This window comes from Bartonella sp. SL320 (assembly GCF_059687635.1).
The window spans coordinates 1,790,897-1,815,877 of the sequence record NZ_CM185143.1; the positions used below are offsets into that span (position 1 = coordinate 1,790,897).

The following is a 24,981-nucleotide window of genomic DNA, read 5'->3' on the forward strand; positions in this document are numbered from 1 at the left end:
CAAAGAAGAGGTTTTGGAGCAAGGACAAAACTTTGATGAAAAATGCAGGGCCATCACAACGGCAACTCAGAGTAGCAGAGCAAGTACGTCATGCTGTAGCACATATACTACAGCGTAATATTTTGTTTGATGATATCTTAAAAGATAGTGTCATTTCTGTCTCTGAAGTACGCATGTCACCAGATTTAAAAATTGCAACTTGCTTTGTATCACCTCTCAACACGCTTAAAAATACTGCCCATACCGATGTCGTTGATGCCCTCAATAAGCATAGTCGTTTTCTCCGTGGAGAAATTAGTCATGCATTGCGACAAATGAAATATATGCCAGAACTGCGTTTTAGACTTGATAATAGTTTTGATAATTTTTCAAAAATTGATGCCCTCCTCCGATCACCTGAGGTTGCGCGTGATTTTCATCACAATAAAGATGAGGATTAAAGAAATGGCACGGCAACGCAAAAAAAAAGGGCGTCCTGTTTCTGGCTGGGTCATATTTGATAAACCAAAAGGAATGAAATCAACAGAAGCTGTCTCACAAATTAAATGGCTCTTTCATGCACAAAAAGCAGGACATGCAGGTACACTTGATCCTCTTGCTTCTGGTCTTCTTCCCATTGCCTTAGGCGAAGCAACCAAAACCGTTCCTTACGTGATGCAAGGCAAAAAAACTTATCGTTTTCATATCGCTTGGGGACAAGAACGTTCAACAGATGATCTAGAAGGAGAAATAACGAAAACATCTCTCAAACGTCCAACACAAGAAGAAATACTGGCTCTGCTCCCGCAATATACAGGTATTATTTTGCAAATACCCCCACAATTTTCAGCCATCAAAATTGCTGGAAATCGTGCCTATGATCTAGCCCGTGAAGGGGAAGTCGTTGAAATTGCGCCCCGTGAAGTGGAAATAGAAACTTTCAAATTAATAGAAATGCCTACCAAAGAGTATTCTGTCTTTGAAATAACGTGCGGAAAAGGAACCTATGTGCGCTCGCTAGCACGTGATATGGGACGTGATCTGGGTTGCTATGGACATATCGCTGACTTAAGACGTATTGCCGTTGCACCTTTTGATGAAGAGGATCTCATTACATGGGATGAACTAAAAGAAGCAATATCGCCAAATAAAAATACCACAGATGAAAATGAGCGTTTTTTTGAAAAAGATTTCTCAACACTCGATGAACTGCTCATTGAAACAGGAGCTGCATTAGATTGTCTCCCTCATTATCCGCTTACCGAAACCCAGGCACAGAGAGTTATGAGAGGACATTCTATTCCTTTGTGTACTCATAAAACACTTCTTGATGCAGAGGAGGTTTGTCTCCTCTATAAGGAACAACTTCTTGCTATTGGCATTCTCGACAAAGGTCTCTTTAAACCAAAGCGGATTTTTACAATTTAAGTGTTTCTTTCTTATAACTGTCTTTTGTTGGAAGATATTGCTCTCTATCAAATTAAGAGAAATATGGTTCTTTTCATTTATCTACACTCACCTTATTCATATCAAAACTTGAAAAATAGAGCGATAAGACAACACCACCATACACTTTGCTATCCCCTAATGTTGCAACACCCCTTGCATTTGAAATGAATTTAATAAGAGACTTTCCTTTTTTTATCGTTTTTATCCACACGCCAGCCCCCCGTAATGTATAAGAAAATAGTTTTACTGTCTCAATATGAAGTAAAATAAACAGACTAGAAAGAAGAAAAGCTTAAGATTTTCAAAACTATTACGCAACATAAAAACAAAAATAATCACTACAAATCAATATATTAATTACTAAAAAACCAATTTTTATTGTTGTTCTTATGCGAACCAATTGTTCAAAAGTAATATGACCCTATTTAAGAACTGTTTTAAACTTAAGGGAGATGCTCAGAAGAAGCTTTTAAAAGCATCTCATCGGGTTGGGGTATTGTTTGCCGTTCAATCATGCGGTGCACCCTTATACCGTTAGGGGCACAATTTAAATGACGCAGACGCTTATTAACTTCAGCGTCCGCTTTTGTACGACGATGATTATGACGTAGATAATCTACCCATGTTGGCATATGATACGCCTCTGTCCAATATTCAGGTCTTTCAAGATCTCGTAAAAGGACCCATTGACGCGCACCATCACGTAAACGAATATGGCGTCTATGCGTCATCACTTTGAGAAACTCTTCCAGATCATTTTCATGAATTTGATAATCGATCATGATCATGATCGGGCCACTTCTTGCTTTTAGATCGAGTAAGAGTTCCGGCTCTCTAAAATGATCGAGAGGATTTAGATCTATCTGTGGAATTTCTTGAATTCTAAATTTTACCCCTGCAAGAGCACCAAAAATCAAGAATAGAGAACAAATACTCAAAGCAATTGTTGGAGAATAACCATCAGCCAAAGCGCCCCAAATTGCACTTCCAGCCGCCATCCCTCCATAAGATGCTGTTTGATAGAGTGCTAAAGCACGTGCTACAACCCATCGTGGTGTAGAGAGTTGTACAGATGTATTAAACAATGATAATGCCAAAACCCAACATAGGCCTGCAGGAAATAAAGCAATATGGCTTACAATTAGTGAACGACTTATTCCTAATAAAAAGCAAGAAAAAGCAAAACCAATAAATGCACTTACAATAATGGTTTCTGGACGAAAATGATGCCGTATAAATGCATTCGTAATCCCTGCTGTCATGGCTCCTAACCCAAAACAACCAAGCAATGTACCATAAAGAAGGGCACTTCCTCCCAGAACTTTATGTGCAACAATTGGCAAAAGAGCTAAAATCGAAATAGCCCCTATACCAAAAAAGAACGCTCGAACCATAATATTCAAGAGATTAGGTGACATCGCAACATAACGCAAACCATCTGAAACAGCCCCTAGAAGTCTTTCTCTTGGCAATGGGTTGTTTTCATAATTTGATTTCCAGAAAAATAATGCGCCAATAAGAGGAATATAGCTTATAGCATTAAACAAAAAAGCAGCAGATGCCCCCAAAGTTGCAATGATGGCCCCTCCAATAGCAGGCCCCACACTGCGCATTAAATTAAAACCAACGCTATTCAAGCTCACAGCAGCAGGAATATTTTCCCGACTTACAATATCTCCTATTGTTGCTTGCCAAGAAGGATTATAAAAAGCTGTGCCGCATCCAATCAAAAACGTAAAACATAACAAAAGCCAAGGTGTTAAAAGTCCCATATAAGCTAAAACAGCTAAACTCATGGATATGACCATCATCATAATCTGTGCGCACAACATAATTTGACGCCGATTAAAATTGTCCGCTAATGCTCCTGCCATCAAAGAAAACATAACAAGTGGTAACGTTGTCGCACTTTGAACAAGCCCAACCATGGAATGCGAAGAACTAATTAGCGCCATTAACCACCCTGCTCCAACAGCCTGTATCAGCCCCCCTAAATTAGAAATAAGAGTAGATGACCATAAATTTCGAAATACCGAATTACGAAAAAGTCTTAATGTTGAAATGCTCTGCATCTTTTTCCTCCAAATCGGTATTGATTACTTTTGTTATCACACACACTCTCTCTTATAATCTTTGTATCAAAAGGATGCATAATTCTTTAAAAAACTCTCATAAAACTTTATTTAAATCAATATTTCAAAATAAAAGCCTTTATTTAAAGAAAGACTTCAAAGTGCTGTAAAGGACTAGTATTTTAACCTTCTTTCCTATATAAAGGCGAAAGTAGGTAGGAGTCTTCGACTCTTCTTATTTTTTCGTAGACCCTTGCTGAACGACATCTCGGCTATGGGTGACTTTATGTTTCTTCGTTTTTGGAAAGGATAATACGATGTCGATTACAGCTGAACGTAAACAAGCTCTTGTCGCAGAATACGCGACCAAAGTTGGTGATACAGGATCACCAGAAGTACAGATTGCTGTACTTTCTGAACGTATTTCTAATTTAACAAACCACTTTAAATCTCACAAAAAGGATAATCATTCGCGTCGTGGTCTTTTGAAGATGGTGTCTCAACGCCGGCGCCTTCTTGATTATCTTAAAGGAGTTGACCAAAATCGTTATCAGACACTTATCAAGAAGTTAGGTTTGCGTCGCTAAAAGAAAAATGGGGTGATGTAAAAAACTCCCCATTTTTTTAACATATTACTTTTAGTTAAAAATTTTAAAAACTGACAAGTTATTATGGGATAGGATTGCTCGTCTTTCGTATTTAATATGATTTACTTCTCTCTTCTCTCAACACATTGAAAGTATGTTGTCCACCTTAGAGCTTAGAAATATGCTACGCAAAACCAGAATGTGCACAATCAAAGATTTAAACACTGGTCATTAAGGATAAAAAATGTTCAAAACGCACAAGATAGAAATTGAATGGGCCGGACGTCCGCTCACCCTTGAAACAGGGAAAATAGCGCGTCAAGCTGATGGTGCAGTGATTGCTACCTATGGAGAAACAATGGTTTTAGCAACCGTCGTATCGGCAAAAAGCCCAAAACCAGACCAGGACTTTTTTCCGCTCACCGTTAATTATCAAGAAAAATCCTATGCTGTTGGTCGAATACCTGGTGGCTATTTAAAACGGGAAAGTCGTCCAAGTGAAAATGAAACTTTGGTTTCACGTTTGATTGATCGTCCAATTCGTCCCCTTTTCGTTGAGGGTTATAAAAATGATACACAAGTCATTGTTTCTGTTATACAGCATGATCTTGAAAATAATCCCGATATCCTTGCGATGATTGCATCCTCTGCCGCATTGACCCTGTCGGGAGTGCCTTTCATGGGGCCGATAGCGGGTGCTCGCGTTGGCTATTGCAACGGACAATATGTTCTCAATCCTCATATCGATGAAATGCCTGAATCAAAACTTGATCTTGTGGTTGCTGGAACAGACAGTGCTGTATTGATGGTTGAATCAGAAGCACAAGAATTGCCGGAAGATATCATGCTGGGTGCTGTGATGTTCGGTCACAAAGGCCTTCAACCTGTCATTGATGCCATTATCAAGCTTGCTGAAGTTGCTGCAAAAGATCCTCGTGATTTTGTTCCAGAAGATCTTTCTGAACTTGAAAAAGCGATGCAGGAAATGGCAGAACAGGATATACGAAAAGCTTACACAATTACTGATAAGCAAGAACGTTATGCTGCAATTGATGCACTAAAAACAGAAATCATTAATAAATTTATGCCAGAAACAGAAGAAAACTGTCAATTCAGTACGGACCAAATTGCAACCGTATTTAAACAGTTGCAAGCAAAAATTGTTCGTGGAAACATTCTTGATACAGAAAAGCGTATTGATGGACGCAATCTTTCTACCGTGCGCCCTATCCAATCAGAAGTAAGTATTTTGCCCCGTACACATGGATCAGCACTCTTTACCCGTGGAGAAACACAAGCGATTGTCGTTGCAACATTGGGGACTGGTGAAGATGAACAATATGTGGATGCATTAACGGGGATGTACAAGGAAACATTCCTTCTCCATTACAATTTTCCACCCTTTTCAGTGGGTGAAACAGGACGCCTTGGTTCTCCTGGTCGTCGTGAAATTGGACATGGCAAATTGGCATGGCGAGCCATTCACCCCATGCTGCCAACAAAAGAATCTTTTCCTTATACCATTCGTGCTGTCTCAGAAATTACTGAATCCAATGGATCTTCTTCTATGGCAACAGTTTGTGGAACGTCGCTTGCTCTCATGGATGCTGGTGTTCCTTTAGCACGCCCCGTTGCAGGTATTGCCATGGGCTTGATTAAAGAAGGAGAACGCTTTGCGGTTCTGTCTGATATTTTAGGCGATGAAGATCATCTTGGAGATATGGATTTTAAAGTCGCAGGAACAGAAAATGGTATTACTGCTTTGCAAATGGATATCAAAATTGACGGTATTACCGAAGAGATTATGAAAATCGCACTGGAACAAGCCAAAGGTGGCCGAATCCATATCCTTAACGAAATGGCGAAAGCTTTAACCAGCGCACGAGCTGAACTGAGTGAATTTTCTCCACGAATTGAAGTAATGAATATTTCTGTTGATAAAATCCGTGATGTTATCGGCTCTGGTGGTAAGGTTATTCGAGAAATTGTGGAACAAACTGGAGCAAAAATTAATATTGAAGATGATGGTACCATTAAAATTGCTTCTGCGGATGCTAAAACCATTGAAGCAGCAAAACGCTGGATTCATTCTATTGTCGATGAGCCCGAAGTTGGCGCTATCTACCAAGGAACAGTTGTAAAAACTGCAGACTTTGGTGCGTTTATAAACTTCTTTGGTTCTCGTGATGGACTCGTTCATATCTCTCAACTGGCATCAGAACGCGTCACAAAAACAACAGATGTGGTTAAAGAAGGTGATAAAGTTTGGGTTAAACTCATGGGCTTTGATGAGCGTGGAAAAGTTCGCTTATCAATGAAGGTTGTTGATCAAGAAACCGGAAAAGAAATTACCGATGATCAATCGGTGAAAGAAGAAAAGTGCATAGATGAAAAAAAACAATCTGAAAATAAGCGCCGTCGGAAGAAAAAAGAAGCGTAATCTTTTCTTCTTATCGTAATCATGAAATGCCATCCCAACATTGGAGTGGCATTTTTCTTTGAAAGAACCACATGTGTTATTATTTTTACCTTTTGAAAATCAAGTACTCCCTTATCCAGATCCACACCAATGTTGGCTAAGTTTCGGTTTAACGGAAATCCCTGCTCAAAAATGGGCCCAAAATTTAAAAATTATCACGCCTTGGCGACCAGATTTTTTAAAATTTGTCGATACTCAATTTCATTGCTCTCCTCAAATAGATAAAACTTCCCTCTATGATGGAGCATTTTTACAGTTGGGAAAATATCGTGGTTTTAACCAAAATTGTTTTCTTGATTTATTAGAATGCGTTAAACCCAATGGATGGATTGTGGTCAGTGGGAATAAAACGGCTGGTGCTGCTTCAATGATGAAATGGGTTAAAAATATTGTTCCCATTACCGATAAATTGTCTAAAAATCATGGTCTTGTATTTTGGCTACAAGTTCCTCAAAAAATAGAGAAACAGAATATTGCCCAATGGCGCTCACCACCGCTTTCTTTTGATAACTTTCAAACCACTCCTGGTATGTTCTCACACGGTCGTATTGATCCAGGATCTGCAGCACTTGCTTCTTATATGCTCAAAATTATTTCTGGGAAAACGGCTGATTTTGGAGCGGGCTGGGGCTATCTTTCTCACGCTGCCCTTAAAAGCAATGTAAAGCTGGAAACTCTTGATCTTTATGAAGCCGATTACAATGCTTTGAAAGCAGCAAAACAGCACCTTAATCCCATAAAAGCTCCTTTTCCAATTCACTTTTATTGGCATGACCTTGTGCATGAGCCTATCATAAACCTGTATGATACAATCATTTCAAATCCACCATTTCACACACAACAAAAAACAGATGTTTCCTTAGGAAAATACTTTATTATAAATGCTGCAAAATGCCTAAAACCAAATGGCAGTCTGCTTCTTGTTGCAAACCGCCATCTCCCTTATGAAACACTCTTAAAAGATATTTTCCGTACAGTGTTGATACATGAACAAGCCCATGGCTTTAAAATTATCCAAGCACAAAGATAAGCAAAACAAGCGATACCTCTAAAGAATAAAACGGGAAAGATCGATATCAGCAGCAAGTTCACCAATAGATTTTTTCACATAAGCAGCATCAATTTTAAACGATGTTCCAGCTTTATCGGGCGCCGTGAAAGAAATCTCATCCAAAACACGCTCCATCACCGTTTGCAAGCGACGTGCCCCTATGTTTTCAATCCTTGCATTTAAATCCACAGCAATATCTGCTAAAGCATCAATTGCATCATCGGTAATTTCCAAATGAACCTCTTCTGTTGCCATAAGAGCAATATATTGTTTAATCAAACTCGCTTCTGGTTCGGTTAGAATGCGTCGTAAATCTTCCCTTGTTAAAGGGTTTAGTTCTACGCGGATAGGCAAACGCCCTTGAAGCTCCGGTAATAAATCAGAGGGTTTGGAAACATGAAATGCACCAGAGGCGATAAAAAGAATATGATCTGTTTTAATTTGCCCATATTTTGTCGCAATTGTTGTTCCTTCAACCAAAGGCAAAAGATCACGTTGAACACCTTCACGTGAAACTGCAGCACTTGCGCCTCCATCTCTGGATGCAATTTTATCAATCTCATCGATAAAAACAATACCGTCATTTTCAGCAACACGCAGCGCTTCTTGAATAATTTGTTCCTGATCAAGGAGTTTTTCAGATTCGTCATCAATGAGCGGTTTAAAAGCATCCCTTACTGTCGTTTTGCGGACTTTTGTACGACTACCCATTTTGCCCAAAATATCGGATAAATTCATAATCCCCATTTGCGCCCCAGGCATACCAGGAATATCAAAGGTTGAAGCACTATTGCTATTATTATCGGCGACTTCTATTTCAATCTCTTTCTCATCTAATTCACCTTCACGCAATTTTTTGCGAAAACTATCACGGGTAGCGGGACTTGCTGTTTTACCAACAAGGGCATCTAAAACACGCTCCTCAGCATTCATGTGAGCTTTTTCTTTTATTTCATCGCGTTTTTTTTCACGCACAAGAGAAACAGCGATTTCAACAAGGTCTCGAATAATTTGTTCAACGTCGCGCCCCACATAACCAACTTCAGTAAATTTAGTCGCTTCTACTTTCACGAAGGGTGCTCCAGAAAGTTTTGCTAATCGACGTGCAATCCCTGTTTTACCAACACCTGTTGGCCCTATCATTAAAATATTTTTTGGCATAACTTCTTCACGCATCGGCTCATCAAGCTGTTGTCTACGCCACCGATTGCGCAGTGCAATAGCTACAGAACGTTTGGCATCATTTTGGCCAATAATAAAACGATCAAGTTCAGAAACAGTTTCACGAGGGGAAAATACAACACACATTTAAATAGCTTTCTCTAAAGAAGATAATTCTGCATCCAATGTTTCAATTGTAAAATGATCATTGGTGTAAACACAAATTTTAGCGGCAATCGCCATCGCTTTACGAGCAATCGTTTCGGCATCCAAATCCAAGTCGATGAGTGCTCGTGCTGCTGAAAGAGCAAAATTTCCTCCAGAGCCAATAGCCATAACCCCATCTTCTGGTTCTAAGACATCACCAAGCCCTGTTAGAGCCAAAGTTACTTTTTTATCAGCCACGAGCATCATTGCTTCAAGACGACGCAAATAGCGATCTGTTCGCCAGTCCTTCGCAAGCTCTACACATGCACGCATAAGCTGATCAGGATATTGCTCAAGCTTTGTTTCCAATCTTTCCAATAATGTGAAGGCATCTGCCGTAGCACCTGCAAAACCAGCAATAACCGCTCCACTCTTCCCAAGACGACGGACTTTACGTGCATTACCTTTCATAATCGTCTGTCCAAGAGAAACCTGACCATCGCCAGCCATCACCACTTTGTCACCTTTTCGTACCGTAATAATTGTTGTACCATACATTATGTCTGGCTTATGTTCTGTCATAAGGAGACTCCTTAATATTAACTTTATTTTTTAATATTGATTGCTTTGCATACAATATTAAATTCAATTACTATTGTCCTATTTAAGAACATATAAAGCAAAACACAATGATTCAGCATAACTCAATTTATTAAAATTGAAAAAATGATACCATTGTTGTCAATGTAAATTACTGCTAAGTAGCCTTATATAAACAGTTTGTGCCTTTTAGAGGAAAATGATGAAAAAAATAGCCATAGGAACCTTAGGTGGAACAATTGCAATGACTGCTGATCGTTTTGGTCACATGCAGCCAACTTTAACTTCAGATAGCCTCATAAAAAGTGTTCCTGACTTAAATAGCGTTGCTGATATTCATGCACAAACATTAATGCAAATACCAAGTGGATCTTTATCTTTTAAAATTCTTTTTGAAATAATCGAGTGGGGAAAACAGCAAATAAACGCTGGTGCAACAGGGATTGTTTTAACGCAAGGAACTGATACTCTAGAAGAAACAGCTTTTTTTCTTTCTCTTTATTGGAAGGAAGCTGAACCACTCATCATAACCGGTGCTATGCGCACCCCTCTTGAGGCAGGCGCTGATGGACCTGCTAATATTTTAGCAGCAACGCGTGTTGCAGCTTCCCCACAAAGTCGTAACAGAGGCGTTCTCGTTGTCATCAACGATACAATTCATTCACCTTATTGGCTCTATAAAAGCCATACCGTCAAAGTTGAAACATTTCAATCAGGTCTCTCAGGTATTTTAGGAACGATTTTAGAGGGAAAACTCATTTATTTTAATGATCGAAAGTTTTTTCCGACAACGTTTGATCTTCCCCAAAATCACGATCATCAAATTGCACTCCTCCATTCCTCTTTATCATCTGATGCCAAATTAATGAAACTCTGCCTTGAAAGTGGGGATTATGCTGGACTTGTTATCGCTGGTTTTGGTGCAGGACATTGTAGTTTTCAAGAAGCAGATCTTGTACAACAATATGCACAAAAAATACCAATTATTATTGCTAGTCGTTGTTGTAATGGCTCAACAACTCGTATAACTTATGGCTATAAAGGCTCGGAAATAGATATGATTGCTTCTGGTGCTCTCATGTCTGGTTATTTATCTGCCGTAAAAGCGCGTCTCCTTTTATGGGCATTTTTGGCACAAGGAAACTCATTGACACAAATCCGTGCACACTGGAACGACTGGACAATAAGCTAGCGAGAAGTGATTTATTATCTTAAAGAAGAGAGCATGAAAAACAAAATTTATTTGAACACAAAGTTTTTTACCTATTTGTTTTTCATCGATTGCTGCGGCAAAAAATATCAACAAATATAAATGATTGGTATGGCTATACAAAAAATTAATCAAGAAGATAATCTGGTCAAATCTATTTCTGACCGATATTCACCCTATCTTGTTTTTACGGCACAAGAATGGTCAGAGTTTCGTGCGGACACACCTCTCACTTTGACTTTTGATGAAATTAAACGTTTACGCTCTATTGATGATCCCATTGATCTTGAAGAAGTCCAACGCATTTATCTTTCTTTATCGCGTCTTCTTTCATGCCATGTTGAAGCAGTACAAGAGCTTTTTCACAAACGACAACAGTTTCTCCATCAAGAAGAGAATAAAAAAACGCCCTTTCTTATTGGAATTGCAGGTTCTGTAGCGGTCGGAAAATCAACCACCGCTCGTATTCTTCAAGAATTGTTGAAACGTTGGACATCTAGCCTTAAAGTGGATCTTATCACAACGGATGGTTTTCTCTATCCTAACGCAATCTTACAGCAAAAAAATCGTATGAATCGTAAAGGATTTCCTGATTCCTATGATATTAAAAAATTGCTGCACTTTCTTTCAGCTATAAAAGCAGGTATTGGGAATGTCCGCGCCCCACTTTACTCACATATGGCCTATGATGTTCTAGAAAATCAGACAATTACCATTGACCGTCCTGATATTTTAATTGTTGAAGGTATTAATGTATTACAGGTCAGTGATCTTCCTAAAGATGGAAAAGCTATTCCTTTTGTATCAGATTTTTTTGACTTTTCAATTTATGTCGATGCTGAAACCGAAGTCATTCGTCACTGGTATTTGGAGCGCTTTAAACGTTTGTGTAAAACAGCTTTTCAAAATCCTGAATCCTACTTTCATCGTTATGCCCTGCTCAATGAAAAAGAAGCCTCAAAAATCGCTGAGGATCTTTGGCAAACGATTAATCTAAAAAATTTACAAGAAAATATATTGCCAACACGACCACGGTCTAATCTCATTCTACGAAAGGGAAAAAATCATTTGGTCGAGTATGTCGCGCTTAGACGACTATAAGGATCTCATAACTATGCACCAGCACTCTATTCATTTTATCTCAGCACGTATTGATAACAGTTGCCCTATCATCTTGGTAAGCCAACAAAACCTTGCTAACTTATCACTTGATGCTTCAACAACAGCATGGATAAAAGTTAATGATTTTACTGGAAAAGCAGGACAAATACTCTTTGTTCCTCACGAAACGGGACATTTAAAAAAAGTTTTATTTGGAATTGGCAACGGTAATGATCCCTTTATCACAGGTTTGCTTTCTCAAAAACTTCCTGCTGGTCAATGGCATTTAGAAGGTGAAACCTCTGATGAAATAAATGCCTATCTTGGATTGGCACTGGGAAGCTATCAATTTAATCGTTATCGTCAAAATTCTTCTTTCAAATCATTATCCATCCATGTCAATGAAGCCGTTGATCTTAATGAACTCCAACGACTTTATGAAGCTATCTTTTTCGTCCGTGATCTTATTAATATCCCAGCCAATGATATGAATCCTGATATGCTTGAAGAAGAAGCACGAAAACTAGGAAAAACATATGGTGCTCATGTCCAAAGCATTCGTGGAGATGATCTCTTAACCCATAACTTTCCGATGATTCATGCCGTAGGACGCGCAGGCAGCACGGCACCACGACTGATTGAATTACACTGGGGACAAGAACATCATCCTAAAATAACGTTGGTAGGCAAAGGTGTAACTTTTGATACGGGGGGGCTGGATATTAAATCAGCCAATAACATGTTGCTTATGAAAAAAGATATGGGAGGTGGAGCAAACGTTTTAGGATTGGCTAAACTGATCATGGATGCAAAATTGCCTTTCCGTCTACGTGTTTTGATTCCTGCTGTAGAAAATGCAATTTCTGCGAATGCTTACCGACCAGGTGATATTCTTAAAAGCCGTAAAGGCTTAAGTGTTGAAGTGGGGAATACAGATGCCGAAGGACGACTTGTTCTTGCCGATGCGCTTGCCTATGGTGATGAAGAAAGTCCAGAATTCATGCTTTGCATGGCTACTTTAACGGGGGCAGCACGTATCGCATTAGGGCCTGATCTTCCTGCATTTTATTGTAATGATTCAATATGGGCACAACAAATTTCTGAATCGGCTCACGCTGTTTCTGATCCTCTTTGGCAAATGCCCCTTTGGAAACCTTACCAAGAGATGTTATCATCACCCATTGCTGATCTTAACAATGTAACTGGAAATAGCTTTGCTGGCTCTATAGTGGCTGCTTTATTTCTTAATTCTTTTGTTGAAAAAGCTAAACATTTTGCGCATTTCGACCTTTTTGGATGGGTTCCAAAAGAAAAACCAGGATACCCTGTGGGGGGATCTGCACAAACTATTCGTGCCCTTTATAATATTTTAAAAAATGAAGTTTGACACAAAATATCCATAAAGATGAACAATGCTGCAGTTTCAAGAAGAATTGCACCCTTCTTGAGACTGTGTTTTTGGTTTTATTTGAAGCTAAAAATCTTATCAATATAGTTTTCATGAGTTTGTTTAAAGATGAAAAATGAAAAGATGATCTCTAAAGATCCAAGGTTACATGCTTTTAGAGAAGATCTAGCAGATCAACGTCTTGAAGGAGAAATTACAGCTCAGCGTTTTGCTAAAGGTGAAAAAAGACGTGTTAATGTCCCTGTCGCTGGATTGTTTAAAGAAAACAATAAAAAAAGCGAAATGCAGACGGAGTGCTTATTCGGGGAAGAACTTCTTATCTTTGAACACGGAGAAACCATGTCGTGGGTACAATCTCTCAAAGATAATTATGTTGGTTATATTGAAACCAAAGCGCTTTGTACATCGACTGTAAAGCAAACACATATCGTTTCAGTCCCACGTACTTTTCAATATTTCCAAGCTGATTTGCGTGGACCAATGGAATATCCTTTATCCATGGGAAGTAAAGTAACTGTTGTTGATGAAGTTGAAGTCCGTAAAACCATGTATTCTATACTTGAAAACGGAAAAGCAATCATTGCAACCCATCTCAGCCCCATTGGACGTGTGTATGAGGATTATGTTACGGTTGCTGAAATGTTTATCCGGACACCTTATCTTTGGGGTGGTGTCAGCGGTTTCGGAATTGATTGTTCAGGACTCATCCAGCTCTCTATGATAATGACCGGTCAAATGGTTTTACGTGATACTGATATGCAGCGAGAAACTATAGGAAATCAACTCTCAGACAGTGATAAACTTCAACGAGGTGATTTGATTTTTTGGCAAGGTCATGTTGCTATTATGGTTGATCATGAAAATATTATTCATGCAAATGGCTTCTCTATGGACGTTATGATTGAACCACTAGAGGAAGTCATTACACGTATTGCTCAAACATATCAACGATATCCCATCGCAAAACGCCGTCCAATTCAAGAAATTTAGTCCCCCCTATAAAAACAAATGATTGAGTGTTTTTATTATAGAGTAAATTATTTTATGTTGAATTCATCGCAATCATCCGCTTGTGCGTCACAAGCAAGGGGGGATGTGAATAAAAATGATTAAGAAAAGAATAGCTCTTATGAATGTTCTCGAATACTAAGGCCGAATATGAGAGCTGTCGTAAAATTGGGACTGACAGAGCATAAAATAGCGCCGGCGTGCTCTTTGAATATTAAGCGTAAAAAGGATAGTGCTTAATAAACTTTATATTATTTCCATAGGGAGCTTGAACGTTATGCTCTTCACGAAAAACCAACGCGAAAGGGGCTTAAATGTGTTGAGAGATATGTCTTTTAAAAAAACAGGCTCACGAATATCAAAGAAATGGAGCTCTATATTTATGTGAAAGATGTGTCTCCTTTGATTAAAAGAAATATCTTTTAATCTTTTCTTAAAGCTTAGATTTAATATTGATTGAGAAGCCTTTATTAATACTTGCCTATTTTAAAGAGTGCAAAAATTTATTGACAGACTCACTGTATAATTTTTTATATTTATCGTGCATTTTATTCGTTTTAAAATTATTTTTTAAATGACACACCACTCTTCGTACGTTATTGAATTTTTTTTGAATGAATAAAGCATCAAGAGAAAAAATTTACTCATATAAAACAATATGTTATTATACTAAATTGTATTACGATGGCGCTTAAATTATTGGGTCATGTAAAATAATCTCTCATAATAAGCTCAAAACATCTTCTTTTTAAAGAATCTTGTGAAATTTCTTCTATTATCGATATTTCATGAAATAAATGCCCCTTATATCTCTCAGTGCCCCCAATCTCACCTCACAACAATATATGAAAAAGTATAAATCCATTATCTTCGACCATTTTATGCTTATGAAATATTTAACGCCATCATTATAAATTTTGTCAATTATTAATGTTGCTATAACCCCTTGACTGTTGGAGGGCGTTCTTTCAGAATGAATTTCATGTCTTTCTTAAATCGCTTATCCACCTAGCTCTCTCTGCTTGGAGTATACAAAAAACATAGTTTTCATTGATTGAGCATGAAACAGATTTTACGAGACTGAGCTTTCCCATTTAATATGAAAGATTATCAATAAATCCTTATATTTAAATAATCTTGCCTTCTTATAACACATTAAAAAGATAATTTTTTAATACCTGAACCAATGGTTTATCAGCATCCGGCATAGGATATTTATCGAGATCATTCATAAAAACCCATTCTAAACTTTGTCCCTCTCGCCCTTGTGCAACTCCCTCGTATTGGTCACAAAGATACAATGGCATTAAGAGGTGAAACTTTTCATAGCTATGGCTCGCAAACGTTAAAGGGTGTAAATTACTTGCCTGAACATACACACCAAGCTCTTCTTCTAGCTCACGAATCAGTGAGATCTCTGGAGTTTCACCTTGCTCAACCTTTCCACCAGGAAACTCCCATAAACCAGCCAGTGATTTTCCTTCAGGACGTTTGGTAAGCAAAACACGATTATTTTGATCTAACAGTGCGCAAGCAACAACAAGAAGAAGGGAATTTTTTATACCTATATCGCTTATACTCATATCGCTCTCCCATGAGAATATAACTGTCCCTTTTTATCATATTCCCTTACCTCAAAAAGAATTCATATATCTCATTCTCTTAAAAAATAAGCAGCCGTTAAATATTAGAGAGTGCATCCGTTAACTTCTATAATCGCTATTGATCATAACGTACTCTTCTGTTAAGTCGCAAGACCAAACCGTTGCTGTGCCCTCACCCAAACCAATATCAACACGAATTGTAATGTGTTTACCTTGCATATAAGAACCTACTGTCTCTTCACAATATGCAGGGTCTCGTTCGCCATTCACTGCCACACGATGCTCACCAAACCAAATCGTCAATAGATCACGATCAACTTCAACACCGGCCTTTCCAACTGCCATAACGACTCGCCCCCAATTTGCATCTTCACCGGCAATAGCCGTTTTTACAAGCGGTGAATTTGCAATGGATAAAGCAATCGTTTTCGCTGCATTGTTGGTTGTCGCACCACGCACATTCACTTCAATTAAATGACGCGCACCTTCACCATCACATACAACTTGGAGCGCAAGTTCATGCAGAAGTGAATTCAATTGTTTCAAAAAAATCTTATAACGTGGATCTGATTGACTTGTAAGGGGAGGAAAACTTTCTTTTCCTGTCGCAAATACCATAAGCGTATCTGAAGTCGAGGTATCGCTATCAACAGTAATCGAATTGAAAGAACCTTCAACGGCTTCTGATAACATGGATTGAAGCATATCCGAAGAAATCGTCGCATCACTAACCACAAACGATAGCATTGTTGCCATATCAGGAGCAATCATACCAGCTCCTTTTGCAATTCCATGAATGGTAATATTTACCCCCCCACAATCAAAAGTACGCGTAGCAAGTTTTGGAAATGTGTCGGTTGTCATTATGGCTTTTGCAGCTTCCAACCAATTTTTCTCTTCTGCTGTCTCTGCCATACTGGGTAAAAGATTGACAATACCCGATGCATCCATTGGCTCACCAATAACACCCGTAGAAGCTATAAAAATTTCATTTTCTCTCACCTTTAAAGTGTTTGCTGCTGCACAGATGATTTCATTGGTTGTATTTTTTCCTTTGCTTCCTGTAAAAGCATTGGCATTTCCAGAATTTACAACAATACCCCTTGCAACCCCATGGGAAAGCGATGCACGACTGTGCTCTACAGGAGCAGAAGGACACTTTGAACGTGTAAAAACACCTGCCACACTCACTGGCTTATCAAATATAATAAAAAGAAGATCTGTGCGATCTTTATATTTAATCCCAGCTTTAGCCGTTGCTATCCGCACACCAGATAATGGGGAAAGCTCTTGGATGTTTTGAGGCGCCAAAGGAGATATTTTTAAAACCACAATATGCTTTCTATAAAAACAAATAAAATAATTGCAAAATTGATACTCTCTTATAGAAAACTGCTAGGTTTTTTTGAAAAAATAAACCTAGCAAACTCTCTATTAAAAAGACTATCTTCTTATTTTTCCTTATTATTCCGTATCTTCTTCATCGGATGTTTCATCGGGAAGCAACGTCCCATTTTGATTAAGCGATTCCATGATTTTTGCAACATTAGGATCAGGATATTTCACATCTATCTTGCTCCGCAAATCAACAATGAGTTCTTGATAGTGCTTTTTTATCAATTGTGTACGCAACATCTCTTTAACATCATCAAATACAGGAGGTTGTTTTACACGACGATCTTCTAATTTAATAATATGCCAACCAAAAGGACTTTCAACGGGCTGTTTCGTGTATTCGCCAACTTTTAGACCAAATGCAGCATCTTCAAAAGGCTTAACCATTTGACCATGGCTAAAATAACCAAGATCACCTCCAACAGCAGCAGAACCATCTGTTGAACTTTTCTTTGCAATCTCTTCAAAATTTTCGCCTTTATTTAAATGCTTAATGATAGATTCTGCTTCTTTTCTCGTTTTGACCAAAATATGACGGGCTTTAACTTCATCTTCTTTAGGTAAAGCAGCAATTTCCTTTTTGTAAAGAGCTTCCAAATCAGCATCCGAAATTTTGTCAACAATCGCTTGCTTAAAATAAAGCTGCTGAAGCACATTGTCACGCATAACTGCCATGCGTTTATCGTAAGCTTCTGTCTTATCAAGACCTTTGCTTTTTGCTGCTTTTGCAAGTGCCTGCATATCCAAATAAGCTTTTAAAACCATCATACGACGTTGTTCATCAGGAAAACGTGCTAAATTAGGATTTATTTCAAGCGCTAAATCATCTAATTGGCCTGCTGTAATATCCTTCCCATCAATAACAGCCATAACATGAGAAGGTGAAACAGCTTTTTCAGAAGCTTTCTCCAAAGTCTTTAAATCATTCGACGATGAATTCAAATTTTCTTGGGCGCTCACCCCTAAACTTGTACTTGCCAATAAAGCTGATGCTAAAAACAGCGTGATAAAGTTCAATTTCATAAATATACTCCTTAAAAATGAAGGCAGGTTCAAGATTCCAATTTCCTTTACCATAACACTTTAATCTTTAAACATAGAGAAATAAATGAGTAATTTTATTTTAAAAAGTATAAAATCGTCCTTTTATCTCGGTTTCTCCAACCCTATCTAATGCAGATAAAACACATGATAATAGAGAAAATGACATATTGTATCTTAAATTACTTTGTATTGTATCAGCTAAATAGCATACCTAAAGTTGACATAGCGCACTTCGCCTCTTATCTCTACTTTACAATTAAAGTGAAAAATTGCACACCGACAAGTATAATGATACCATCTGCATTTTATGATATCAGAAAACTTAAAGAAAATGTAGAGCATGGGGAGAGCATATGAATTACCCAGCAAGAGTGATAACAATTAAAAGAAAGGGCCAGAGATGGTCAGTTTAGGTGTTTTTGCACGTAAATTTTTTGGTTCAGCTCAGGAGCGACGTCTCAAAGCACTCCGCCAAAAAGTTGCACAAATTAATGCTTTGGAAGAACAATTCGTAAAATTAAGTGATGAGCAGCTTTGCCAAAAAACAGATGCTTTTCGTAAGCGCCTTAGTGAAGGTGAAAATGTTGATTTACTGTTACCGGAAGCGTTTGCAACGGTTCGTGAAGCCGCAAAACGTGTTTATGACATGCGTCCTTTTGATGTACAGCTTATTGGAGGAATGGTTCTTCACGACTGTGGTATCGCTGAAATGCGTACCGGTGAAGGTAAAACATTAATGGCAACTTTACCAATTTATCTCAATGCATTAGAAGGTAAAGGCGTTCATGTGGTGACAGTAAACGATTATCTCGCTAGTCGTGATGCTGAAACAATGGGGAAAATTTTTAGTTTTCTAGGGCTTACAACAGGCGTGATTCTTCATGATCTTGATAATGATGCTCGCAGACAAGCCTATGCATGTGACATCACCTATGCGACAAATAATGAACTAGGTTTTGATTACTTGCGTGATAATATGGCTTTCGATCATAGTCAAATGGTTCAACGAGGACATCATTACGCAATTGTCGATGAAGTAGATTCTATCCTTATTGATGAAGCTCGCACGCCTCTTATTATTTCTGGTCCTCTAGAAGATCGCACGGACTTTTATAACCTTATTGATACATTTATTCCTGCCTTAACTCCAGAGGACTATGAAATAGATGAAAAGCAAAAAACAACGACCTTTACCGAAGTTGGTACTGAAAAAATTGAAAAAATGCTCGAACAAGCTGGGTATCTTAAAGGTGAAAGTCTTTATGATATAGAAAATGTTGCTATCGTTCATCATATTAATAATGCTCTAAAAGCCCATAAACTGTTTGTTCGCGATAAAGATTACATTGTTCGTAATGATGAAATCGTTATCATTGACGAATTTACAGGTCGTATGATGCCCGGACGGCGTTATTCTGAAGGCCTTCATCAAGCGTTAGAGGCTAAAGAGCATGTTGCTATTCAACCAGAAAATCAAACGCTTGCTTCCATCACTTTCCAAAATTATTTCCGTATGTATAGAAAATTATCTGGAATGACTGGAACGGCAACAACAGAAGCCGAAGAATTCAGAAATATTTATGGTCTTGACGTTGTCGAAGTTCCGACCAATTTACCCGTACAACGTCTTGATGAAGATGATGAAATTTATCGAACCGCAGAAGAGAAATATCGAGCAATTGTGCGTGATATCCGTCAAGCACACGAAAAAAAACAACCTATTCTTGTTGGAACAACCTCTATTGAAAAGTCAGAACAATTAGCAGAGCGTTTGCGAAAAGAGGGTATTACCGATTTTAGAGTCTTAAATGCTCGCTATCACGAGCAAGAAGCATACATCATTGCGCAAGCAGGTGTTCCTGGAGCTCTTACCATCGCAACCAATATGGCAGGACGTGGTACGGATATACAGCTTGGTGGGAATGTTGAAATGCGTATCCGACAAGAACTACAGGATATCCCCGAAGGGCCAGAGCGGACAGCTAAAATTGAAGAAATCAAAAAAGATGTCAACCAACTTAAAGAAAAAGCTTTAGCCGCTGGAGGACTTTATGTTATCGCGACTGAACGTCATGAAAGCCGTCGTATTGATAATCAGCTTCGTGGACGTTCCGGTCGCCAGGGAGATCCTGGTCGCTCAAAATTCTTTCTCTCTCTCCAAGATGATCTCATGCGTATCTTTGGCTCCGACCGTATGGATACTATGCTGCAAAAACTGGGATTGAAAGAAAATGAAGCTATTATCCATCCGTGGATTAATAAAGCCCTTGAAAAAGCTCAAAAAAAGGTTGAAGCACGGAACTTTGAAATTCGTAAAAATCTGCTAAAATATGATGATGTCATGAATGATCAACGCAAGGTTATTTTTGAACAGCGTATGGAGGTCATGAACGCAGATGATTTATCAGAAATGATCCATGAAATGCGCGATGAAGTCGTGGAAGATCTTGTAGAGACTTATATTCCCTCTGGAACATATTCTGAAAAATGGGATGTAAAAGCTCTCGAAGAAGAGCTGCAAGAACTCTTTAATCTTGAGCTTCCAGTGGAAGAATGGGCAAAAGAAGATGGAATTGCCGAGGAACAAATTTTAGAGCGTATCTCAGATGCTGTTACAAAACTTGAAAATGAACGAACTGAACGCTACACTCCAGAGGTTATGGCTTATTTTCACAAAGCAGTATTGCTCGAAACGATTGATACTTTATGGCGTGAACATCTGGTGAGTTTAGATCATTTACGTTCTGTGGTTGGTTTTCGCGGTTATGCGCAGCGGGATCCACTCAATGAGTATAAGACAGAATCATTTGAACTTTTTCAAAGTATGTTGAGAAATTTGCGCCGAATTGTCACATCTAAGCTTATGCGCTTTGAAATTATTCAACCCCCAACAGAACCGACCATGCCTGAGCAAATGGATACTGATTCTTCTGTCTTTAATGATCAAAGTCAAGAAAAGGCATCTCCTTTATGGGCACGAACACAAGAAAATAGATTTGTTAATCCACAAGACCGTGACCCCAACGATGTAACGACATGGGGAAAGGTTGGACGCAATGAGCGTTGTCCTTGCGGTTCGGAGAAAAAATACAAACACTGTCATGGAGCCTTTGTTTGAAAAGCCAACAATGAAGATGAATAAAAAGCGAAACTATGAGCAAGAATTGCGTGCAGCTGGGTTAAGGGTAACGCGTCAACGGCGTATTATCCTTGATATTTTGTCTGATACAAATGATCATCCCAATGCATTTGAAATTTTTCAGCGTGCAAACCAAATAGATTCGAGCATTTCACTCTCAACGGTTTATCGAACCATGAAAACATTAGAAGGAAATGGAAAAATTCATCGTCATACCTTTAATGGTGGCCCCTCTCGTTTTGAGCAAGCAGATGGGCAACATCATGACCATCTCATCGATATAGAAACAGGACAAGTTATCGAGTTTCATTCTGATGTTATTGAAAAACTGCAAGAGGAAATTGCAAAATCCCTTGGCTATAATATCATTCATCATCGCCTTGAGCTTTACGGAAAAAAGCTCTTAAAGAAATAATGATATATTATGAGATGAAATAGTTCTAGCAAATCGAATTTTATAAAAATTTACCTTAAAAATAGAATAGTTTTCATTGGCAAAAAAGTTTTTCTGCTTTATTACCCCTTTTTGTATGATGCTATACGCTAATTCATTGTCAGTGTTATAACAAAAAAGCATGGCAATAAAATATTATAAAAATTGTATTATGAAAAATTAGGCCAATATTATCATGGTTTCTTTGCCACAAGATCGCATAAAACAGCTTGAAAAGCGCTTTGAAATAATTGAAAGCCAAATGACGACCAATCTAAATGCTGAAACATATGTCAAATTATCTTCTGAATATGCAGAGCTACAACCCGTTATTTCCTCTATACGCGCATTAAATGCTCTTTACGGAGAGATTACAGAATTAGAAACGATTATCAACGATAAACAAATAGATATAGAGATGCGTAACCTTGCCCAAGAGGAGCTACCATCTGTATATAAAAAAGTAGAACAATTTGAAAAAGAACTCCAAATTCTGCTTTTGCCTAAAGATGTTGCTGATGAAAAAAGCGCTATTATTGAAATTCGAGCAGGAACAGGTGGATCAGAAGCTGCACTTTTTTCTGGTGACCTTTTCCGCATGTATGAACGTTATGCCCATGCTCACAATTGGAAAGTAGACGTTATTTCAATCAGTGAGGGAGATGTTGGCGGTTATAAAGAGATTATTGCAAGCATTTCAGGAAAAGGTGTCTTTTCTAAATTGAAATATGAATCCGGTGTCCATCGTGTGCAACGCATTCCTGAAACAGAAACCGGTGGACGTATCCATACATCAGCTGCGACCGTTGCAGTGCTTCCAGAGGCTGCAGAAATTGATATTGATATTCGTCCGGAAGATATTCGCATCGATACAATGCGTGCATCTGGAGCAGGAGGACAGCATGTCAACACAACAGATTCAGCTGTTCGTATCACGCATATTCCAACCGGAATTATGGTCGTACAAGCAGAAAAATCACAACATCAAAACCGTGCACGGGCGCTGCAAATTTTAAGAGCACGTTTGTTCGATATTGAACGACAAAAAGCGGAAAATGAACGTTCAGCGTCCCGTAAAAGCCAAGTTGGTTCTGGTGATCGTTCTGAGCGTATTCGTACCTATAATTTTCCACAAGGACGCGTCACAGATCACCGGATTAATCTAACCCTTTATAAGCTTGATCGAATTTTAGAAGGAGATATTGATGAGCTTATTCATGCGCTCATCTCAGATCATCAAACAACACTGCTGATGGAAATGGATAATCATTGAACCAATATTCTTTCAAAAATGTTATCCAACAAGTGCGAGAAAAATTGCGCACGAAAGGAATTTTAGAAGCCGATCTCGATGCGAAAATACTTGTTGAATGGATAACAGGAATAAATGCTGCTGAAAGAATTTCTAACCCCAATATGCATGTGTCTTGTGAACACATTAGAAAAATAGAAGAGGCTGTACAACGGCGAATTGCAGGTGAACCGGTCTACCGCATTATAGGAATGAGAGAATTTTATGGTATACCTTTCGCATTGTCTCAAGAAACGTTAGAACCCCGTCCGGATACAGAAACACTCATCGATCTTGTTCTCCCTTTCCTCAAAAAACAGGTCGAAAATTCGAAAAAAACCACACTCCTTGATATGGGAACAGGCAGTGGTGCTATTGCAATTGCCATTCTTAAACAAATTCCTCAATCCTATATAGTAGCGGTCGACATTTCTGAAGATGCCCTTAAAACAGCGACAAAAAATGCAAAAAATGCTGAAGTAATCCATCGCTTCACCCCTCTTCTTAGCGATTGGTTTAATTCTGTCACAGGTCGCTTTGATTTCATCGTTTCCAATCCACCCTATATTCCTGCAAAAGATATCAAAAGACTTGCAAAAGAAGTTCGCTTACATGATCCATTGCGCGCTCTGATCGGAGGGGAAGATGGGCTTGATTTTTATCGAAAGCTCGCCCATGGCGCCGCTAACTACTTAAAAGAAAACGGCTATGTTGCTGTTGAAATTGGTTATTCTCAAGAAAAAGAAGTCTGCGATTTGTTTGAAAAAAATGGTTTTCAATGTTTAGAAATGCGCAAAGATTTAAATAGGATACCCCGCGCACTTCTGTTTGCATGCAAACATTAAAATTCCCAATCATCATCCGTGGTTGCAACCGCCTTGCCAATGACATAGGAAGAGCCAGCTCCTGAAAAAAAGTCATGATTTTCATCAGAGTTTGGTGATAAAGATGCCAAAATAGCAGGATTAACACGACAAACCTCTGGGGGGAAAAGAGCTTCAAAACCCAAGTTCATTAAAGCTTTGTTGGCATTATAATGAAGAAAAATTTTCACATCTTCCGTCAACCCAAGGGCATCATAAAGATCTTCAGTATATTTGCACTCGATGTTGTAAAGATCAAAAAGCAAGTTAAAAGCAAAATCTTTAATTTCTTGTTTTTTGGCCTCATCAAGCTTTGCATAGCCTAATTGGAATTTATAACCTATATAATAACCGTGGACCGCTTCATCACGAATGATCAATCGAATGAGATCTGCGGTATTGGTCAATTTAGCGCGACTGGCCCAATACATAGGCAAATAGAAACCAGAATAAAATAAAAAACTTTCCAGCAAAGTTGAAGCAATTTTTTTCTTGAGTGGATCATTGGCTTCATAACGTTCAAGGACTAACCTTGCTTTTTTTTGCAAATGAATATTTTCTTCTGACCATCTAAATGCATCATCAACCTCTACCGTCGAACAAAGGGTTGAAAAAATAGAGGAATAAGACCGTGCATGAACCGCTTCCATGAAGGCAATATTCGTCAAAACAGCTTCCTCATGCTCTGTGATTGCATCAGCCAGAAGTGAAATAGCCCCTACGGTATTTTGAATGGTATCAAGAAGCGTTAGTCCTGTAAAAACACGAATGGTTAATTTACGTTCATCCTCGGTCAAGCTTGACCATGAGGGAATATCATTCGACAGTGGAACCTTCTCAGGCAACCAAAAATTTCCAGTTAAGCGGTTCCATACTTCAAGGTCTTTCTCATCGTGTAATCTATTCCAATTAACAGCAGACACAATAGGATTTTTGGTTGTAATCTTTGTCATATGATAA

Annotated in this window: 21 protein-coding genes; 13 read left to right on the forward strand and 8 right to left on the reverse strand. The window is 38.4% G+C overall.

The features are described 5' to 3' along the window. Positions 1-35 precede the first annotated feature (35 nt). Together rbfA and truB are read left to right on the forward strand one after the other, a co-directional pair. Positions 36-440 (forward strand): 30S ribosome-binding factor RbfA, encoded by a 405-nt coding sequence (gene rbfA, locus AC6ER8_RS07365; protein WP_497078053.1) that lies wholly within the window; start codon positions 36-38, stop codon positions 438-440. A gap of 4 nt (positions 441-444) precedes the next feature. Then, positions 445-1,407, forward strand: a complete 963-nt coding sequence (gene truB / locus AC6ER8_RS07370) for a tRNA pseudouridine(55) synthase TruB (RefSeq protein WP_497078055.1) — start codon at positions 445-447, stop codon at positions 1,405-1,407. A 73-nt stretch (positions 1,408-1,480) separates the two neighbouring features. Here the strand turns inward: truB and AC6ER8_RS07375 are convergent, their stop codons facing one another. Together AC6ER8_RS07375 and AC6ER8_RS07380 are read right to left on the reverse strand one after the other, a co-directional pair. Further along, complete coding sequence (locus AC6ER8_RS07375) at positions 1,481-1,639, reverse strand: hypothetical protein (protein WP_497078057.1); 159 nt, start codon at positions 1,637-1,639, stop codon at positions 1,481-1,483. A gap of 232 nt (positions 1,640-1,871) precedes the next feature. Further along, on the reverse strand, positions 1,872-3,500 hold the full coding sequence (locus AC6ER8_RS07380; RefSeq protein ID WP_497078059.1) for an MFS transporter: 1,629 nt from the start codon (positions 3,498-3,500) through the stop codon (positions 1,872-1,874). Positions 3,501-3,817: 317 nt separating this feature from the next. Here AC6ER8_RS07380 and rpsO point away from each other — a divergent pair, with 317 nt between their 5' ends. From rpsO to AC6ER8_RS07395, 3 genes are all read left to right on the forward strand, one after another. Continuing rightward, on the forward strand, positions 3,818-4,087 hold the full coding sequence (rpsO, locus tag AC6ER8_RS07385; RefSeq protein WP_142415910.1) for a 30S ribosomal protein S15: 270 nt from the start codon (positions 3,818-3,820) through the stop codon (positions 4,085-4,087). Positions 4,088-4,331: 244 nt separating this feature from the next. Continuing rightward, entirely contained in the window at positions 4,332-6,527 is a 2,196-nt protein-coding gene (gene pnp, locus AC6ER8_RS07390; protein ID WP_497078061.1) for a polyribonucleotide nucleotidyltransferase, read from the forward strand. 73 nt (positions 6,528-6,600) lie between these two features. After that, positions 6,601-7,596 (forward strand): class I SAM-dependent methyltransferase, encoded by a 996-nt coding sequence (locus AC6ER8_RS07395; RefSeq protein ID WP_497078063.1) that lies wholly within the window; start codon positions 6,601-6,603, stop codon positions 7,594-7,596. 18 nt (positions 7,597-7,614) lie between these two features. Here the strand turns inward: AC6ER8_RS07395 and hslU are convergent, their stop codons facing one another. Continuing rightward, a complete protein-coding gene (gene hslU, locus AC6ER8_RS07400) occupies positions 7,615-8,925 on the reverse strand; it encodes an ATP-dependent protease ATPase subunit HslU (RefSeq protein ID WP_497073725.1) in 1,311 nt (436 codons plus the stop codon). Beyond that, the gene (gene hslV / locus AC6ER8_RS07405) at positions 8,926-9,507 is read right to left on the reverse strand and encodes an ATP-dependent protease subunit HslV (protein WP_497078065.1); all 582 of its coding nucleotides are present in this window, start codon (positions 9,505-9,507) and stop codon (positions 8,926-8,928) included. Positions 9,508-9,727: 220 nt separating this feature from the next. On the opposite strand from hslV, the gene AC6ER8_RS07410 reads away from it, so the two are divergent. From AC6ER8_RS07410 to AC6ER8_RS07425, 4 genes are all read left to right on the forward strand, one after another. Further along, a complete protein-coding gene (locus AC6ER8_RS07410) occupies positions 9,728-10,717 on the forward strand; it encodes an asparaginase (protein WP_497079668.1) in 990 nt (329 codons plus the stop codon). Positions 10,718-10,891: 174 nt separating this feature from the next. Then, positions 10,892-11,836, forward strand: a complete 945-nt coding sequence (gene coaA, locus AC6ER8_RS07415) for a type I pantothenate kinase (RefSeq protein ID WP_497079669.1) — start codon at positions 10,892-10,894, stop codon at positions 11,834-11,836. 13 nt (positions 11,837-11,849) lie between these two features. Next, entirely contained in the window at positions 11,850-13,223 is a 1,374-nt protein-coding gene (locus AC6ER8_RS07420) for a leucyl aminopeptidase family protein (RefSeq protein ID WP_497078067.1), read from the forward strand. Positions 13,224-13,367: 144 nt separating this feature from the next. Next, a complete protein-coding gene (locus AC6ER8_RS07425; RefSeq protein WP_497079671.1) occupies positions 13,368-14,234 on the forward strand; it encodes a C40 family peptidase in 867 nt (288 codons plus the stop codon). A gap of 1,163 nt (positions 14,235-15,397) precedes the next feature. Here the strand turns inward: AC6ER8_RS07425 and mutT are convergent. The 3 genes from mutT to AC6ER8_RS07440 all read right to left on the reverse strand — a co-directional run bounded on the left by mutT (position 15,398) and on the right by AC6ER8_RS07440 (position 18,274). Beyond that, complete coding sequence (mutT, locus tag AC6ER8_RS07430; protein WP_497079672.1) at positions 15,398-15,820, reverse strand: 8-oxo-dGTP diphosphatase MutT; 423 nt, start codon at positions 15,818-15,820, stop codon at positions 15,398-15,400. Positions 15,821-15,955: 135 nt separating this feature from the next. Then, positions 15,956-17,188 carry a bifunctional glutamate N-acetyltransferase/amino-acid acetyltransferase ArgJ gene (argJ, locus tag AC6ER8_RS07435; RefSeq protein WP_497078069.1) on the reverse strand — a complete coding sequence of 411 codons (1,233 nt, stop codon included), beginning with the start codon at positions 17,186-17,188 and terminating at the stop codon, positions 15,956-15,958. A 132-nt stretch (positions 17,189-17,320) separates the two neighbouring features. Beyond that, positions 17,321-18,274 carry a peptidylprolyl isomerase gene (locus AC6ER8_RS07440; protein ID WP_497078071.1) on the reverse strand — a complete coding sequence of 318 codons (954 nt, stop codon included), beginning with the start codon at positions 18,272-18,274 and terminating at the stop codon, positions 17,321-17,323. A gap of 421 nt (positions 18,275-18,695) precedes the next feature. Between AC6ER8_RS07440 and secA the strand changes: the two genes are divergently transcribed. The 4 genes from secA to prmC all read left to right on the forward strand — a co-directional run bounded on the left by secA (position 18,696) and on the right by prmC (position 24,003). Then, on the forward strand, positions 18,696-21,413 hold the full coding sequence (secA, locus tag AC6ER8_RS07445; RefSeq protein ID WP_497078073.1) for a preprotein translocase subunit SecA: 2,718 nt from the start codon (positions 18,696-18,698) through the stop codon (positions 21,411-21,413). Beyond that, positions 21,352-21,849, forward strand: a complete 498-nt coding sequence (locus AC6ER8_RS07450) for a Fur family transcriptional regulator (RefSeq protein WP_497078075.1) — start codon at positions 21,352-21,354, stop codon at positions 21,847-21,849. Before secA ends, AC6ER8_RS07450 begins: the two co-directional genes overlap by 62 nt. 214 nt (positions 21,850-22,063) lie before the next feature. Continuing rightward, on the forward strand, positions 22,064-23,140 hold the full coding sequence (gene prfA / locus AC6ER8_RS07455; RefSeq protein ID WP_497078077.1) for a peptide chain release factor 1: 1,077 nt from the start codon (positions 22,064-22,066) through the stop codon (positions 23,138-23,140). Further along, the gene (gene prmC, locus AC6ER8_RS07460) at positions 23,137-24,003 is read left to right on the forward strand and encodes a peptide chain release factor N(5)-glutamine methyltransferase (protein ID WP_497078079.1); all 867 of its coding nucleotides are present in this window, start codon (positions 23,137-23,139) and stop codon (positions 24,001-24,003) included. Before prfA ends, prmC begins: the two co-directional genes overlap by 4 nt. Here prmC and nrdF read toward each other — a convergent pair. Then, positions 24,000-24,974: a class 1b ribonucleoside-diphosphate reductase subunit beta gene (gene nrdF / locus AC6ER8_RS07465; RefSeq protein ID WP_497078081.1), complete on the reverse strand. Its 975-nt coding sequence runs from the start codon at positions 24,972-24,974 to the stop codon at positions 24,000-24,002. The genes prmC and nrdF overlap by 4 nt on opposite strands. Positions 24,975-24,981: the final 7 nt, after the last annotated feature.